General features: G+C 37.5%; 15 protein-coding genes. 11 read left to right on the top strand and 4 right to left on the bottom strand.

From position 1 onward, the window contains the following. Window positions 1–41: 41 nt before the first annotated feature. Window positions 42–629 carry a 3-isopropylmalate dehydratase small subunit gene (gene leuD, locus B1R93_RS20400; RefSeq protein WP_088105794.1) on the bottom strand — a complete coding sequence of 196 codons (588 nt, stop codon included), beginning with the start codon at window positions 627–629 and terminating at the stop codon, window positions 42–44. Further along, complete coding sequence (leuC, locus tag B1R93_RS20395; protein WP_088105793.1) at window positions 626–2,029, bottom strand: 3-isopropylmalate dehydratase large subunit; 1,404 nt, start codon at window positions 2,027–2,029, stop codon at window positions 626–628. Before leuC ends, leuD begins: the two co-directional genes overlap by 4 nt. A 335-nt stretch (window positions 2,030–2,364) precedes the next feature. Here leuC and B1R93_RS20390 point away from each other — a divergent pair, with 335 nt between their 5' ends. The 5 genes from B1R93_RS20390 (at window position 2,365) to B1R93_RS20370 (ending at window position 6,146) form a co-directional block, all read left to right on the top strand. Continuing rightward, the gene (locus B1R93_RS20390) at window positions 2,365–3,240 is read left to right on the top strand and encodes a pyridoxamine 5'-phosphate oxidase family protein (protein ID WP_165763901.1); all 876 of its coding nucleotides are present in this window, start codon (window positions 2,365–2,367) and stop codon (window positions 3,238–3,240) included. 14 nt (window positions 3,241–3,254) lie between these two features. Next, window positions 3,255–3,572: an iron-sulfur cluster biosynthesis family protein gene (locus tag B1R93_RS20385; RefSeq protein WP_165763900.1), complete on the top strand. Its 318-nt coding sequence runs from the start codon at window positions 3,255–3,257 to the stop codon at window positions 3,570–3,572. Window positions 3,573–3,787: 215 nt separating this feature from the next. Then, window positions 3,788–4,492, top strand: coding sequence for an IclR family transcriptional regulator (locus B1R93_RS20380; RefSeq protein WP_088105790.1), 705 nt, complete (start codon window positions 3,788–3,790; stop codon window positions 4,490–4,492). Window positions 4,493–4,828: 336 nt separating this feature from the next. Continuing rightward, window positions 4,829–5,341, top strand: a complete 513-nt coding sequence (locus tag B1R93_RS20375; RefSeq protein WP_088105789.1) for a DUF2243 domain-containing protein — start codon at window positions 4,829–4,831, stop codon at window positions 5,339–5,341. Beyond that, entirely contained in the window at window positions 5,334–6,146 is an 813-nt protein-coding gene (locus tag B1R93_RS20370) for a cytochrome c oxidase assembly protein (RefSeq protein WP_088105817.1), read from the top strand. The genes B1R93_RS20375 and B1R93_RS20370 overlap by 8 nt, the downstream gene beginning before the upstream one ends. 83 nt (window positions 6,147–6,229) lie before the next feature. Here B1R93_RS20370 and B1R93_RS20365 read toward each other — a convergent pair whose 3' ends face one another. Then, window positions 6,230–7,084, bottom strand: coding sequence for a MurR/RpiR family transcriptional regulator (locus B1R93_RS20365; protein ID WP_088105788.1), 855 nt, complete (start codon window positions 7,082–7,084; stop codon window positions 6,230–6,232). Between the two features lie 165 nt (window positions 7,085–7,249). Here B1R93_RS20365 and B1R93_RS20360 point away from each other — a divergent pair, with 165 nt between their 5' ends. Continuing rightward, window positions 7,250–8,593, top strand: a complete 1,344-nt coding sequence (locus B1R93_RS20360; RefSeq protein ID WP_088105787.1) for a GntT/GntP/DsdX family permease — start codon at window positions 7,250–7,252, stop codon at window positions 8,591–8,593. A 76-nt stretch (window positions 8,594–8,669) separates the two neighbouring features. On the opposite strand, the gene B1R93_RS20355 is transcribed toward B1R93_RS20360, so the two are convergent. Beyond that, the gene (locus B1R93_RS20355) at window positions 8,670–10,211 is read right to left on the bottom strand and encodes a gluconokinase (protein WP_088105786.1); all 1,542 of its coding nucleotides are present in this window, start codon (window positions 10,209–10,211) and stop codon (window positions 8,670–8,672) included. Between the two features lie 308 nt (window positions 10,212–10,519). On the opposite strand from B1R93_RS20355, the gene gnd reads away from it, so the two are divergent. From gnd to B1R93_RS20330, 5 genes are all read left to right on the top strand, one after another. Further along, window positions 10,520–11,413, top strand: a complete 894-nt coding sequence (gnd, locus tag B1R93_RS20350; protein ID WP_088105785.1) for a phosphogluconate dehydrogenase (NAD(+)-dependent, decarboxylating) — start codon at window positions 10,520–10,522, stop codon at window positions 11,411–11,413. Window positions 11,414–11,888: 475 nt separating this feature from the next. Beyond that, complete coding sequence (locus B1R93_RS20345; RefSeq protein ID WP_088105784.1) at window positions 11,889–12,956, top strand: TRAP transporter substrate-binding protein; 1,068 nt, start codon at window positions 11,889–11,891, stop codon at window positions 12,954–12,956. Window positions 12,957–13,120: 164 nt separating this feature from the next. Beyond that, entirely contained in the window at window positions 13,121–13,654 is a 534-nt protein-coding gene (locus B1R93_RS20340; RefSeq protein ID WP_088105783.1) for a TRAP transporter small permease, read from the top strand. Between the two features lie 15 nt (window positions 13,655–13,669). After that, window positions 13,670–14,941, top strand: a complete 1,272-nt coding sequence (locus tag B1R93_RS20335) for a TRAP transporter large permease (RefSeq protein ID WP_088105782.1) — start codon at window positions 13,670–13,672, stop codon at window positions 14,939–14,941. Between the two features lie 32 nt (window positions 14,942–14,973). After that, window positions 14,974–15,231, top strand: a complete 258-nt coding sequence (locus tag B1R93_RS20330) for an HPr family phosphocarrier protein (RefSeq protein WP_088105781.1) — start codon at window positions 14,974–14,976, stop codon at window positions 15,229–15,231. Window positions 15,232–15,236: the final 5 nt, after the last annotated feature.

The raw sequence follows: 15,236 nt of genomic DNA, 5'->3' as shown, positions 1-15,236 counted from the left end.
GTATTCTCCTAAAGGAAGACACATTTACCGGCCATTAGTAATTAGTTAACTTTTGGTAAATATTTTGGTCTAGCATCTTCGTACTGTTGTATTAATTCTTTGTCGCGTAACGTAAGATCGATATCGTCTAGTCCGTTAATTAGTCGGTACCGAGTGAAATCGTCAATTTCAAACTCTATCTCAATGTGATCACAACTTAATGTTTGGTTTTCAAGATCAACAGTTATTTCAACTTGAGGGTGGTTCTTAACAATCTCAATTAATTCACTTATTACACTGAATGATAGCTCAACTGTGACCAGACCTACTTTTGAGCAGTTATTTTTGAAAATATCGCCAAAAGATGGGGCGACAATAACTTTAAAACCGTAATCTTGTAATGCCCAAGGGGCATGTTCACGACTTGAACCACATCCGAAATTTTCACCTGCAAGGATCATACTAGAATCTTGATATTCAGTCCGATTTAAAATAAAGTTAGGGTCCTCACGCCAATCTCGAAATAAAAATTCGCTAAAGTCTGTTCGTTTTGAAAATTTCATTGCATCGCTAGGCGCAATTTGATCGGTATCAACATTGGAGTAGCCTAATGGTAACGCTTTTCCTACAACTTTATTTACTGCTTTCATTGGGTTACCTCCTCTTTGTTCAAATCTGTAACGGACGCAAATCGACCAATAACTGCTGTAGCAGCGGCTACTGAAGGACTAACTAAATGAGTTCTTGCACCCTTTCCTTGTCTACCTTCGAAATTTCGATTGCTTGTAGAGGCGCTTCGTTGTCCTGATTGCAATATATCATCGTTCATTCCAACACACATTGAACATCCAGCTGAGCGCCATTCAAATCCAGCATCAATGAATATATCAGCTAAGCCCTCAATTTCTGCTTGTTCTTTAATATTCATGGAACCAGGTACAACAATAGCACGGAGCCCTTCTTTTACTTTATGGCCTTTCACGACTGTAGCGGCTGCTCTTAAATCTTCAATTCTAGCATTTGTACAAGAACCAATAAATACAGCATCTACCTCAAGATCTTTGATCGATATACCCGGTTTAAGCCCCATATATTCTAAAGCCCGTTTTTCTGTTTCATTTGTTGGATATGGGATTTTACTGTCTAATGGAATCGTTTGTGCAGGAGTCGTTCCCCAAGTCGTAAATGGTTTTAATTTACTTGCATCGATGTAAATTTCTTTATCAAACACTGCTTCTTCATCCGAGTAAAGTTCCTTCCAAGCAGAAACGGCTTCATCCCAATCTTCTCCTGTTGGTGAATTAGATCTGCCTTTTAAATATTCAAAGGTGACCTCATCTGGTGCGATCATTCCTGCACGCGCTCCACCTTCAATCGACATATTACATACGGTCATTCTCCCTTCCATTGAAAGAGAACGAATTGCTTCGCCACGATATTCAATAACATGGCCGACGCCGCCATCCGTACCAATCTGCTGAAGGATTCCTAAAATTAAATCTTTAGCCGTTACATCACTAGGTAATTTCCCTTCAATATTCACGGCCATTGTTTTAGGTTTTCTTTGAGGTAATGTTTGAGTTGCTAGAACATGAGCAACCTCACTTATACCAATACCAAATGCTAAAGAACCAAATGCACCATGAGTAGAAGTGTGGGAATCCCCACAAACAATAACCATTCCAGGCTGAGTTAAACCTCTTTCAGGTCCTATTACATGGACAATCCCTTGCCCTTTAGAGCCCCAAGGTAGCATTTTAACCCCGAATTCTTCACTGTTTTTATATAACGCATCCATTTGTTCAGCCGCAATTTTATCCTGAACAGGTTTGTCTAAGTTAGTGGTTGGTACTTGGTGATCCATCGTAGCGAGTGTTAAATCAGGTCTACGAACCTTTCTGCCCATCTGTCTTAACATATTAAACGCATGTGGTGAGGTAACTTCATGCATTAAATGAAAATCAACATAAAGTAAGTCTGGTTCTGATTCCCGGCTTTTGACTACGTGTCTTTCCCAAACCTTTTCAAACAACGTTTTTGGTTTATCCATTTTTCCACCTCATCTAAAATAGTATGAAAACAACTCCTTATCCCACTATACGGGATTTATTATCCACATAGTGAATATATCGTCAGTATAGATGAAAATAATGGAAATTGCAACAGCCGTTTTTTCTTTTTAAAACCTAATAAAAAGAAACGTAATTTAAAAGTTTCTTTAACCTGTTGTATCACCATTGACAGGTTAATTGTGATGATGTATATTATTAACCATTAACTATAAGATTTAGTGGTTAATTAAATTTAATAATGCCAAATTGAGATTAGTTATAACGATTGGGGGTTAAAAAAGGGGTGGAAATGTTTCATTCAGGAGAACGAAAAGTGCAGTCTATACTAGGTGTAAGCAAAAGTGCCAATTTAGTTGGACGAGTGATTCAACCATTTATTAAGGAATCTTTTCAATTTTTTATGGAATCACAGCCAATGGCTGTAATAGGGTCTACTGATACGGAAGGGTATTTATGGAGTTCCTTAGTTTGTGGTGACCGTGGTTTTATTCGAGTTATAGATGATAGAACTATAAGGATTCATATTAAGGAACAAGAAAATGATTTGTTGTTCTCTAATCTAAAGTCTAATTTGAACGTTGGAATTATTGTCATTGAATTTTCAACAAGGATTCGGATTAGGATCAATGGGGTTGCTAATATTCTTGATGATGAAACCATTGAAGTAAAAACAGAGCAGGTTTATGGTAACTGCCCAAAATATATTCAATCAAGACAAATCAAGTTAAATAATGTAGATGATTTAACAACATTAACGTTATACGGTAGGAATTTAAATAATAACCAGAGGACGTGGATAGAGTGGGCGGATACATTTTTTATTTCTAGTTCAAATTCGTTAGGAAAAACAGATGTTTCTCATAGAGGAGGTCAAGCTGGCTTTGTAAATGTTTTAAATGAAATGACTCTACTCTTCCCTGATTACGTTGGTAATATGATGTTTAACACACTTGGTAATATTTTTGACAATTCCAAAACAGGATTGCTGTTCATCGATTTTCAAGAGGGACATACCTTGCAACTAACTGGAGATTCAAAAATTATTTGGGATCTAACGGAAGAAGAAAAAGTAAAATATCCAGGCGCAAAGAGGTTAATAGAGTATGTCATATCAGGTGTAATAGAAAACCAGAATGTACAAAAGTACTCATGGGATTTTTTGAATTATTCACCATTCAATCCTAAATGAGAAAGGAGAAAACAATGGAAATTCATTTTACAGAACAAGCAATTAATAAATTATTGAATCAATTGAAATCAAGGTCGTATTATTTATGTTTAATTTATGAGGTTGGCGGATGCGGTAGTCCACTTGATGGTGTTATTCGCTTGCAGTTGATAATGACTATACCCAGTAACTATGTCAAAATATCAACAAATTGGATTCCTGTTTATACGGAAAGCTCTACGTTAATGTTCTTAGAAGATATTTTAACAATTGATTTTCAATCAAGTGGATATTTGGTTAAAAGTAATAACCAAATATATGGTTCTGGTTATTCATTAAGTATCGATAAGTGAATCAATTATTAATAAAGAATTAGAAAAAATATTTGATTCTATTGGTGATACCTGTACCACAATTATTAATTCCGTCGGTAACAATACTACAGACTTAAAAGGCAATCAAATAACTTCAGTTGGATCTTTTAGTTGATTCGAGTGAAATTAAAGGGGGGCATGAGTTGTTTTAGTTCCTTTACCAATCCCGAAATACGAGATATAATAACCATATTATGAATACAAACGAAGCTAAAAATAGTCAATTTAATAGTGGTGTAGGTGTTTTAGATAAATTTGTTTATATTTTGGAATTTTTAGTTGAAAGGGGTACAGCTAATCTTAATGAAATTGTAAAGGAGACAAAAATCTCACGTTCAACAGCTCACAGATTATTAACAGCGATGGAAGGTCACCATCTTGTTATGAAAAATAACGATGGTTATTTATTAGGATCAAGATTAACTGGATGGGGAGAAGTCTCATATTCGAAGAGTCTTGTTGAACTGGCCAAACCAAAACTAACAAAATTAACAGAAATCACGGGAGAAAGTAGCCAGCTTTATGTGAGAGAGGGAGATAAACGTATTTGCATTGCCTCGGTGGAACCAAAAATTGGTTTAACGAATACAGTACCAGTCGGGTCTGTGTTCCCATTAGAAGTTGGTTCGGCGGGGAAGGTCTTCTTAGTATGGGATTGTGATCCGAAAGGCGATAGAATGTATGATGCTATACGTCAGCAAGGATGGGTCGAAAGTGTTGCAGAGCGTGAAGATGGGGTTGCAAGTGTTAGTGCGCCTATCTTTTCAGGAAACGGAATTCTTAGAGCCGCTGTAAGTGTTAGTGGACCAATCTCCAGGATGGGAAATGTACCATCCGAGAAATTCAGTGTACATGTACTCAATACAGCTAGGGAAATTGAGAAGTCTCTAGCTAATTAAAATATTTATTAATCAAAAGGTGATACCACTTCTTGGAGTGGTATTCAATCTAGAAACCTAATGTTAGATGATATAATTAAATTAGAATTTTTTTGTATAGAAAACGTTAACGCCGATGGTGGGGCTAAGGGTAGAGAAAACGAAGATACATAGTTAAATCTAAGACTTGGATGGTGAACGCCTTCGATTGTAAAACCTATTGTGGTTATTCACAATAGTTTTTTTTATGTGCTTTATTACGTTTTTCATTTCTAACCTAATGATTACACAAAATGCGATTGGGATAAACTGGTTGTGTTAGTGGAAAAATATTAATTACTGGGAGGAGGGGCTTCTATGGAGCGTGAACAAGTGAAGCTAGATAGACCTTCAAATTTACTAAATGAACGTCAGCAATCGAGTCGTAATCTCTGGTCAGGTGTTTTGTTTGGACTTGGACTGGTCGCTTTTTTTGATGAGATGGTGTTTCATCAGCTACTGCATTGGCATCATTTTTACGATAAATCAACAACAAGTATTGGGTTAATTTCAGATGGGGTGTTCCATGCCTTTAGTTGGTTTGCGACCATTGCAGGCTTATTTCTATTTGCGGACCTTAGGCGTCGAAACGGGGTGTGGCTGATGAGATGGTGGGGAGGTATATTTCTTGGGGGAGGTCTCTTCCAATTATACGATGGGATTGTTCAACATAAACTTATGAGAATACACCAGATTCGGTATGTAGAAAATGTGATCATCTATGATGTCATTTGGAATGTCTTTTCTATTGTTATGATAGGAGTAGGACTCTTTCTCCTTAATCGTACAAGAAAACAAAGAGAAGGCGGGACTCGAAGTGAACATGCATGAACATAGTGGTCATACCGACCACATACATACGGTGACTGAGTTTGTACCGCAGTTTGTTTTGTTTCTTCCCTTTTTAATAGCGGCTGTCATTTACTTAGTAGCGGTTATCTTATCGAACCGCAAACATAAACAATGGCCTATCTCTCGGACAATCTGTTGGAATGCCGGTGTTCTTTCTGCGATAACTGCGGTAGCTGGTCCATTGGCAGAGATGGCGCATGGAGATTTCACAGTCCATATGCTTAATCATATATTTCTTGGAATGCTTGCTCCACTACTAATGGTAGTAGCAGCTCCTATGACTCTTTTTTTGCGAACGCTACCTGTTTCGAACGCAAGACGTCTTTCAAAAATCTTGAAAAGTGCACTGTTTCGGGTGATAACGGATCCGATAGTAGCGTCCTTGCTTAATGTAGGAGGACTCTGGATCCTTTATACAACTAGATTGTTTGAAGTGATGCATGAGAATGTTGTTCTTTATGTATTGATTCACTTTCATGTTTTTTTGGCTGGATATGTTTTTTCACTTTCAATCATTTATATTGATCCAATTCCTCATAGGACTAGCTATGTTTACCGTTCGATCGTCTTAGTTACTGCTTTGGCTGCTCATGGGATTTTATCAAAGTATATATATGCTAATCCGCCAATCGGAGTAACGAAGGCGGATGCTGAACAAGGTGGTATGCTAATGTACTATGGAGGAGATACGATTGATGTCATGTTAATCTTTATACTATGTTTGCAGTGGTATAGAGCTAGTCGACCTAGACTCTCGGTAGCAGTAAGGGATAGCGGATTTTAAAATCGAAAAGAATCCATTTTAACTTCAGCAAATGGATTCTTTTTTATTGGTTATTAAAAACGTTGTTATTATTGTGGCTGTAATTAGATTCGTTTAACTGATATCGCTTCACGCATTTTTTTAAGAGCCTCTTGACCTTTAATTCCTCTTTTTAATAAGATGTTCACGTACAGTACGTCGATAAGTGTAAGTTGGGCTAGGCGTGATGATAACGCTTCAGAACGATAATCGGTCTCCTCAGAAACGGTATAGAGAGGAATATCGACTGCACTACTCAAAGGAGACTTAGCATAGTTTGTGATCGCAATTGTTTTTGCGCCAGTAGATTTTACGACATTCAAAATATGCAAAATATCCTTTGTTGATCCAGAGTGGGAAATAAATATTGCGCAATCGTTTTCGGTCATTTGAGAGGCTGCTAATAGCTGGAAATGACTATCTGTTACCGCATTAACTCTTAAACCAGTACGAATTAATTTGTGATAAGCATCAAGAGCGATAATACTTGAGCCCCCACTTCCGAAAAATTCAATTGAGCTTGCGTTTGTGATTGCGTTGACAGCTAACATCATTTGTTCGTCATCAAAAACGGCTAAAGTATCTTCAATGGTTTTCATATTGGAGCGAAATACTTTAGTAGCGATTGTATCTGACGTATCGTCTTCATTTACTTTTTCATGAATATCCGTTAGTGGTGTCACGACTTCGGAAGCAAGAGCAATTTTCATAGCCTGATAACCTTTAAATCCAATCCGTTTACAAAAACGAAAGACTGTAGAATCAGCAACATTTAAGGCATCAGCTAATTGATTAATTGAAAAATGGATAATTTTTGTTGGGTTATCTAATATATAGTCGGCAATTTTTCTTTCCGTTACACTAAATTTAGGATAGTGTGAGCGAACACTGGCTAAACATAGCTGTTGATTTTTCTTCATCCGTCATCTCTCCTGTAAATGCTTTGTTTATATTATACTAGAAGTGTTGCCGTAAAAAAATTTTTTAATGTTAAAGTTAAGGAAAAAATTTTTTTGAAGGAAGGATGGAAGTCGCTTTATTTATATTTAAGAAAACCATTTAATAAAAAAAGGTAGTGAACCTACATGTCAAATCAATTGTTAATTCTCATTGCTTTAGCGGGTTTTTTTCTTCTCTTATTTTTAATTATTCGCGTAAAATTACATGCTTTCGTAGCATTGTTATTAGTTAGCTTAATTGTTGGTGTTTTATCTGGGATGCCATTAAACAATGTTGTCACCTCTATGCAAGCCGGGATGGCTGGGACTCTAGGCTTTATCGCTGTTGTAGTCGGCTTAGGCGCAATGTTCGGTCATATGATTGAAATCTCTGGTGGAGCTGAACGTATCGCTCGAACGATGATTAAAAGGTTTGGTGAAGGTAAAGCACAGTGGGCACTTGGTGTTACTGGTTTTTTTGTTGCGATCCCAGTATTCTTTGATGTTGGTTTTATCATTTTAATACCGGTTGTATACGGACTAGCAAAGAAAACGGGTAAGTCATTATTATATTATGGATTGCCTTTGTTAGCTGGTTTAGCCGTCACACATAGTTTTATTCCACCGACACCTGGACCAATGGCTGCGGCTAATTTGCTCGGTGCTGAATTAGGCTGGGTCATTCTTTTTGGCATCATAGCGGGAATCCCTGCAATGGCGGTGGCAGGACCATTATTTGCTAAGTTTATTTCGAAAAAAATACATGTTGATGTTCCAGACTTTATGAATTTAGAAGAAATGGAATATGAAAAAGAATTGCCAAGCTTTAAACTCGTGACCACGTTAATATTAATTCCAATCGTATTAATATTACTTAATTCATTTTCAGCTTTAATACTAGAAGAAGGAACTGTTCTACGTGATAGTTTAACCTTTCTTGGACATCCGTTTGTTGCTTTAATCATTGCCACGATTCTAACGTTTACTTTTCTTGGGACGAAACGAGGGTATTCTCGTCAAGAACTTCAAGATATTGCTTCTAGAGCTTTAGAACCAGCAGGGATGATTATTTTAGTAACTGGTGCTAGTGGTGTTTTTAAGCAAGTGTTAATCGATTCAGGTGTTGGGGAAGTCATGGGGGCGATGATGGCTAATACAACTTTACCACCCATTGTCCTTGCTTTTTTAATTGCAGCAGTTGTTCGAATTGCAATAGGTTCTGCGACGGTTGCGATGGTTACGGCTGCTGGGTTAACGGCACCGTTCATATCCATTCTCGGTTTAGAAGGTCCGGTACTTGGGTTGTTAGTAATTGCGATTGCATCGGGTGCAACCGTTCTCTCCCATGTGAATGATTCGGGCTTTTGGTTAGTCGGACGTTTTCTAGGGCTGAATGTAAAAGATACATTAAAAACGTGGACCGTTATGGAAACAATTATCGGCCTTGTCGGATTTATCATTGTTCTATTACTTGCCATCATTATCTACTAGTTCCTATCGATTCGATACAAATCTCAAAACAGGGGTTGACTCAAAGGTCTTCTTTTGAGTCAACCCCTGTTACTTTTTAGTTTTGTTCATTTTTTTGAAAAGTAGCGAGAGCTTTAAAGTGTGGTTTAAGGGCATAGTAAAGTTCACGATACGTTTTATATAATTCCTGGTAAACGAGATGATTGTTTTGATTCGGAACATAGGTTTCTTTCATTGGAATTGAATCTTTAATATCCGTTAAGGAACGAACTTCTCCAAGTGCATATAGACCAAACCATGCGGCCCCCCATGCTGAACTTTGATGACTAACAGGTACATGGACTGGCTGTCCAAATATATCTGTTAAGATTTGCAGCCATAACGGTGAACGAGCAAATCCCCCACTTGCAAAGATAGATGCGGGCTTTCCAGCAAAACGTTCAAGTGTTTCACCGATACTATACAAACTGAAAATGACACCTTCTAATCCCGCTCGAATCATATGTTGTTTTTTATGAGAAAGAGTTAAGCCAATATAACTACCTCTTGCATTTGCATCCCAATAAGGTGCTCTTTCTCCATTTAGAAATGGAAGAAATAAAAGTCCATTCGAACCCGCGTTTACTTGACTAGCAAGTGCTGTAAGCAAATCATATGGGTCGCTGTTTTGTTCCAATGCTTGTTGGACTTCCATTTCCCCGAGCACTTCTTTAAGCCATTGATACACAATCCCACCATTATTCGTCGGTCCTCCCATAATCCAGAGATCCTGAGTAACAGCATAACAAAAAACTTCCTGAAGCTTATCTGTTCTCGGCTTTGACACCATTTGCCTAATTGCGCCACTTGTTCCAACCGTAATCGCAACATCACCAGGAGCAATTGCCCCGATTCCGAGGTTTGCAAGTGGTCCGTCGCTAGACCCGATTACAAACGGAATATCGGCTGGTAAATGAAGCTTATCTGCTAACTGACCAGTAAGTCCTTGACAAATAGAAGTAGAAGGGACCGGTTCTGATAGCTGTTCTTTCGTAATGCCTGCAACAGAAAGAGCCTCTTCATCCCATTCGAACGTATGAATATTAAATAAGCCACTCGCAGAAGCAATTGCATAATCAACAATTGATTGATTGAACCATCTTACAAGTAAAAATTCTTTAATCGAAATAAATTTCGCTGCATTTAGGTAAGGACGATAGTTTGTTTCTTTCATCCAAATTAATTTACTTAAAGGAGACATAGGGTGAATAGGGGTTCCAGTTTTTAAATAAAGGCTTTCACCAAATGTTGCTTTTGCTGATTTAGCTTGATCTACACTTCTCCCATCAGCCCAAGTAATAGAAGGAGACAGTGGTTCATGCTGATCATTTACACAAATTAGTGAATGCATGGCACTAGATATCCCAACGCAGAGTATTTCATTTCGGTTAATTCCACCTTTTTGTACGGCACCCGAAATAGCAGCAATTGCAGCTTCTTCAATTTCATACGGATCTTGCTCAACCCAGGAGGGATGTGGGTGGTAAACAGGGTATGTTCCTTCGTTTTCTGCGAGCACGACACCGTTTTTAGTAAATAATATGGCCTTTGCACTTGTTGTTCCTATATCTAATCCAATTACATAATGTTTTGGGGGCATTCTTAACATCCTTTCTTAGTTAAGCGGTAACATTTCAAAGCAAGAGTAAAGAACGAACTATGTATAATCCTTCTTGTTTTTTCAAGAAATAACTATTGCGAAAGTCGCTCGTTCCTAGTGCTTAGTCTTAATGGCTGGCTTTAATTATATTCTAAGCATAAACGAAAACAGGAAATAAAAAAACATTGAAAAAAATTTTTTTCTAAATATAATTGTTAAAGTGAAATAAATTTTCCTTAGAGGTAGAAAATACAGGCTGCCGGAGTTGTTTTTTAAACATTGGTTATTAAAAAATGGAGGTATTAATTATGAAAATTGGATTAATTGGTTTAGGAAAGATGGGTTTTAATATTGCTAAAAACTTAATGGAGCATAATCACGAGGTCGTTGCGTTCGATGTAAATAAACACGCTGTAAAAGAAGTTGGAAAGCATGGGGCAAAGGAAACTAGTAGTTACCGAGAGTTAATAGACTCTTTAGATGCACCGAGAATTGTGTGGATTATGGTTCCTCATCAAGTCGTTGATCCTGTACTAGATGACATTACACCTTTTCTGTCAGAGGGGGACATTGTGATTGAAGCAGGTAACTCACATTATAAACAATCGATTTCCAGATACAATCAATTAAAAAGTTTTGGAATAAGCTTTATGGATGCAGGAACCTCAGGTGGAATGGAAGGCGCACGTAATGGAGCCAATTTTATGGTTGGCGGAGATGAAGAGGCGTGGACTACTGTTGAGGCGCTTTTTCGTGATTTAGCCGTTGAAAAGGGTTACTTGTATACAGGGAAAGCAGGGAGTGGTCATTATCTAAAAATGATTCATAACGGAATCGAATATGGGATGATGGCAGCTATTGGGGAAGGGTTTGAAATATTAGAGAAAAGTGAATTTGATTATGATTATGAAAAAGTAGCAAGGGTCTGGAATAATGGTTCGGTCATTCGCTCATGGCTTATGGAATTAACTGAGCGGACTTTCTCTAAAGATGCGAAATTAGACGAAATAAAGGGGGTCATGCATTCTTCTGGAGAAGGAAAGTGGACTGTTGAAGAAGCTCTAGATTTACAAGCAGCAACTCCTGTTATCGCGATGTCGCTATTAATGCGTTATCGGTCATTAGATAACGATAGTTTTACAGGTAAGGTCGTTGCGGCTCTTCGGAATGAATTTGGGGGTCATGATACGGAGAAAAACTAGCTGAGGTAACTCGAATAGGTTTTTGGGTGTAGCCCCACAGAGGTACAGGTAGTAGACACACATAAATAAAAATAATTTCCATTTATATTTAGTTCGAAAAAAATTTCTTTCAAAACCATTGAAAAATAATTTTTTTCGAACTATAATCAAGAAGAAATATTTTTTCTTCGGGGGAAATGAAAGGGGATACATTATTTGTATAAAGAGCCGAAGAAATGAACATTTTAAGGTTGAATAACTTTTTTCATCTTCATTCCTTCAAGTTATAGAACTTCTGGTTCAGGCTAATATGAATTTACTTGTATTTGAACTAATACTTAGTCTTGCTTCTTAAATAATTTGAGGAATTGAATGGGAAAAGGTATAGAACCTTGATGGAGACAAACGACTCCTAGAGGTTATCCCTTAAGTGAAGTTTTCATTTAGAGCGCTTTCTTTAAGGGGACAATAAAAAAATATTTAGGGGGATTTATTTATGAAAAAGAGTAAATTATCACTATTTTTAGCTCCAGCATTAGCATTAATGCTAACAGCATGTGGTGGTGGCGGTGGGGATACAGCTACTGAAGAGCCTGCACCAGAAACAGGTGGAGACCAAGCTACTGAACAGGTTGAAACGAAAACAATTCGTGCTGGGATTGGTTTGAACGATGCACATCCACAGTATAAAGGATTACTTAAATTTAAAGAAATTGTTGAAGAAAAAACAGAAGGCTCTATCGTAGTTGAAACATATCATAGTGGACAGCTTGGCGATGACCGTACAATGACAGAAGGTCTTCAACTTGGTTCACAAGAAGTAACGATTCCTTCAACTGCACCAATTGCAAACTTTGTTCCAGAATTCAGTGTCTTTGACTTCCCGTTCTTATTCCCAAGTGAAGAAGTTGCCGATACTGTATTGGATGGTGAAGTTGGTCAACAGTTTCTTGATATGCTTCCAGAACAGAACCTCGTTGGTTTAGCTTACTGGGAAAATGGATTCCGTGATTTAACAAACAGTGTGAGACCGGTTGCAACAGTAGAGGATTTCAAAGGTCTAAAGATTCGTACAATGGAAAATGAGTTACACTTGGATGCATTCCGTGCTCTAGGTGCAAACCCAACACCAATGGCATTTACAGAGCTTTTCGCAGCATTACAACAACGTACGGTTGATGGTCAAGAAAACCCATATGCAACAATTTACCTTCAAAAGTTCCACGAAGTTCAAGATCACGTGTCAAATACACACCATATCTACAGCCCGTTCGTATTCTTGATGAGTAAGTCATTCTTTGATGATTTAACAGAAGAGCAACAACAAATTGTTCAAGAAGCGGCTATTGAAGCAGGTCAATACCAACGTGAACTTAATCGTGAAGCAAACGCACAATATCTTGAGGATTTACAAGCTGAAGGTATGACATATACAGAAATCACTCCAGAAGCTCGTGAAGAGATGGTTGAACGTATTCGTCCAGTACTTGATGAGTACGCAGAAAAGATCGGTTCTGATTTAGTGAATCAAGTATACGATGCAATTGAAGCAGCGCAACAATAAGAAGGAATCTAGGGAAAAGGCTTGGATATTCGAGCCTTTTCCTACTTTCTAAAGAGTTTGGTGAGGACGACAGTTTTAATAAAGGAAAGCAAAAGATAAACATAAAAATAGTTTAATGTTATAGTCTGTTTTCCTTTACTAAAAACGAGAGAGAGGTAACAACGATGAAGGTGTTTAAGTGGTTAGATGATCATATAGAAGAGGTCATTTTAGTAGTCCTTTCAATAGTAATGGTAAGTGTGATTTTCCTCCAGGTGGTAATGAGATATGTATTTGGAAGCTCGTTATCATGGTCTGAGGAGCTTGCTAGATATAGCTTTATCTGGATTGTCTATGTGGGGATTAGTTATGGAGTCAAAAAGCAAAGACATATTAAAGTAGACCTCCTGCTTCTCGCATTCAAAGATAAAGGAAGAATTATTCTTAATATTATTGCCAATTTATTATTCTTAGCGTTTGCTATTTTTGTGATTCGATATGGTTATGACATTGCTTCAAAGTTACTTGCTTTTGGACAGCGTTCTCCGGCTAATCAAATTCCAATGGGTTATATCTACATGGCAGCACCAGTTGGAATGGGATTAACAGCCCTACGATTGATTCAAAATCTGATAAAGCAGTTTAAAGCGTTATTAGGCAAAGGCGGTACTGAAATAAAAACTGAATTAGAAAAAGTCCAAGATGAGATAACGGAGTAAAAGGAGGTTGAAAAGATGACTGCAGCAGTGCTTTTTGGAGCCTTTGCGATATTTCTATTTTTAAGTGTTCCAATTGGGATTTCTCTAGGCTTAGCAACGTTGGTGACAATCATCTATTCTGGTTCATTACCATTAGAGTTTTTGTCAAAGGAATTAATCACATCTGTTGATTCGTTTCCTTTAATGGCAGTTCCCTTTTTCATATTAGCTGGTGAAATTATGGGGAAGGGTGGAATTTCCGATCGCCTTTTCCGTGTCGCCAACTCTTTAGTTGGGAATAAAACAGGTGGATTTGCTATAGCTACAATTATTACGTGTATGTTTTTCGCAGCAATTTCTGGTTCAGGACCGGCAACTGTTGCAGCAATTGGTGGAATTATGATTCCTGCTATGGTTAGACAAGGATATGATAAGAAATTTGCAACAGCAGTTGTTGCTTCTGCAGGTTCCCTTGGGGTTATTATCCCCCCAAGTATCCCAATGGTTATTTACGGGGTTGTAGGAAGTGTGTCGATTGCAGAAATGTTTATTGCAGGTATTATTCCAGGTCTATTAGTAGGGCTATCATTAATGGTTTGGACGTATTATTATTCACGAAAAAAGGGCTACGTCGGGACTACAGAAAAAACATCAATATCAAATATTGCTAGGTCGGTTTGGGATGCAAAATGGGCATTACTAATACCAGTTATTATTTTGGGTGGTATTTACGGCGGGGTATTCACACCTACAGAAGCTGCAGTAATTGCAGTTGTCTATGGCTTAATTGCAGGGCTTCTGTTATACAAGGAACTCAAAATCAAAGACCTTCCAAAAGTAATCGCAGATTCTGCATTAACAACGGCGACCATTTTAATTATCGTCGGCACCGCAACGGCATTTGGACGGCTATTAACAATTGAGCAAATTCCTTATCAAGTGGCTCAAGCAATGCTTTCTGTTTCAGAAAATCCAATTGTCATTATTTTACTTATTACGGTTTTATTATTAATCGTCGGTTGTTTTATGGATACGCTTGCTGCGATTATCATCTTGACGCCAATTTTATTACCAATTGCACTCAATATTGGCTACGACCCCGTTCACTTCGGGATTATTATGGTATTAAACCTAGCGATTGGCTTTATAACGCCACCTTTAGGGGTGAATTTATTTGTAGGCTCTGGAATTTCAGGATTATCGATTGAAACGTTATCTCGAGCGATTATACCTTTCTTCTTTGCGATGTTACTGACATTGATTATTGTTATCTTCGTTCCACAAATATCCTTGTTCTTTTTAAGGTAAGCATTAGTATTTCATAAAAAGGAGATAGACGTATGCATGGACACTCACAAGAAATTACCGTGAACATTTCTGAAGAACAGACAATCACAGGACTTAGTCAATTGATACAACCTTATCATTGTGAGATTTTCTTGAAAAAGTTGGTCCGCGGAACTGTAGTGGAAGTAAATCTAAAAAGTTTTTTAGGTCTTATTACATTACAACTTCAAAATGGTGATCGTTTAACGGTACGTGCTGTTGGTGAAGATAGCGAAAGTGCTCTGAAAGAAGTAATTAAATTTTTAACTTAAAACAT

The sequence above is a fragment of the Halalkalibacter urbisdiaboli genome (assembly GCF_002156385.1).
In the GTDB taxonomy this organism is placed as follows: domain Bacteria; phylum Bacillota; class Bacilli; order Bacillales; family Bacillaceae_D; genus Halalkalibacter_A; species Halalkalibacter_A urbisdiaboli.
Note: the sequence above shows the minus strand (reverse complement) of the source record. Positions and strands in the feature narration are given on the sequence as shown.

Bases quoted from the DNA above. Each gene is read 5' to 3' on its own strand.
- leuD (WP_088105794.1), bottom strand. From the start codon at position 629: ATGAAAGCAGTAAATAAAGTTGTAGGAAAAGCGTTACCATTAGGCTAC.
- leuC (WP_088105793.1), bottom strand. From the start codon at position 2,029: ATGGATAAACCAAAAACGTTGTTTGAAAAGGTTTGGGAAAGACACGTA.
- B1R93_RS20385 (WP_165763900.1), top strand. From the start codon at position 3,255: ATGGAAATTCATTTTACAGAACAAGCAATTAATAAATTATTGAATCAA.
- B1R93_RS20380 (WP_088105790.1), top strand. From the start codon at position 3,788: ATGAATACAAACGAAGCTAAAAATAGTCAATTTAATAGTGGTGTAGGT.
- B1R93_RS20375 (WP_088105789.1), top strand. From the start codon at position 4,829: ATGGAGCGTGAACAAGTGAAGCTAGATAGACCTTCAAATTTACTAAAT.
- B1R93_RS20370 (WP_088105817.1), top strand. From the start codon at position 5,334: ATGCATGAACATAGTGGTCATACCGACCACATACATACGGTGACTGAG.
- B1R93_RS20365 (WP_088105788.1), bottom strand. From the start codon at position 7,084: ATGAAGAAAAATCAACAGCTATGTTTAGCCAGTGTTCGCTCACACTAT.
- B1R93_RS20360 (WP_088105787.1), top strand. From the start codon at position 7,250: ATGTCAAATCAATTGTTAATTCTCATTGCTTTAGCGGGTTTTTTTCTT.
- B1R93_RS20355 (WP_088105786.1), bottom strand. From the start codon at position 10,211: ATGCCCCCAAAACATTATGTAATTGGATTAGATATAGGAACAACAAGT.
- gnd (WP_088105785.1), top strand. From the start codon at position 10,520: ATGAAAATTGGATTAATTGGTTTAGGAAAGATGGGTTTTAATATTGCT.
- B1R93_RS20345 (WP_088105784.1), top strand. From the start codon at position 11,889: ATGAAAAAGAGTAAATTATCACTATTTTTAGCTCCAGCATTAGCATTA.
- B1R93_RS20340 (WP_088105783.1), top strand. From the start codon at position 13,121: ATGAAGGTGTTTAAGTGGTTAGATGATCATATAGAAGAGGTCATTTTA.
- B1R93_RS20335 (WP_088105782.1), top strand. From the start codon at position 13,670: ATGACTGCAGCAGTGCTTTTTGGAGCCTTTGCGATATTTCTATTTTTA.
- B1R93_RS20330 (WP_088105781.1), top strand. From the start codon at position 14,974: ATGCATGGACACTCACAAGAAATTACCGTGAACATTTCTGAAGAACAG.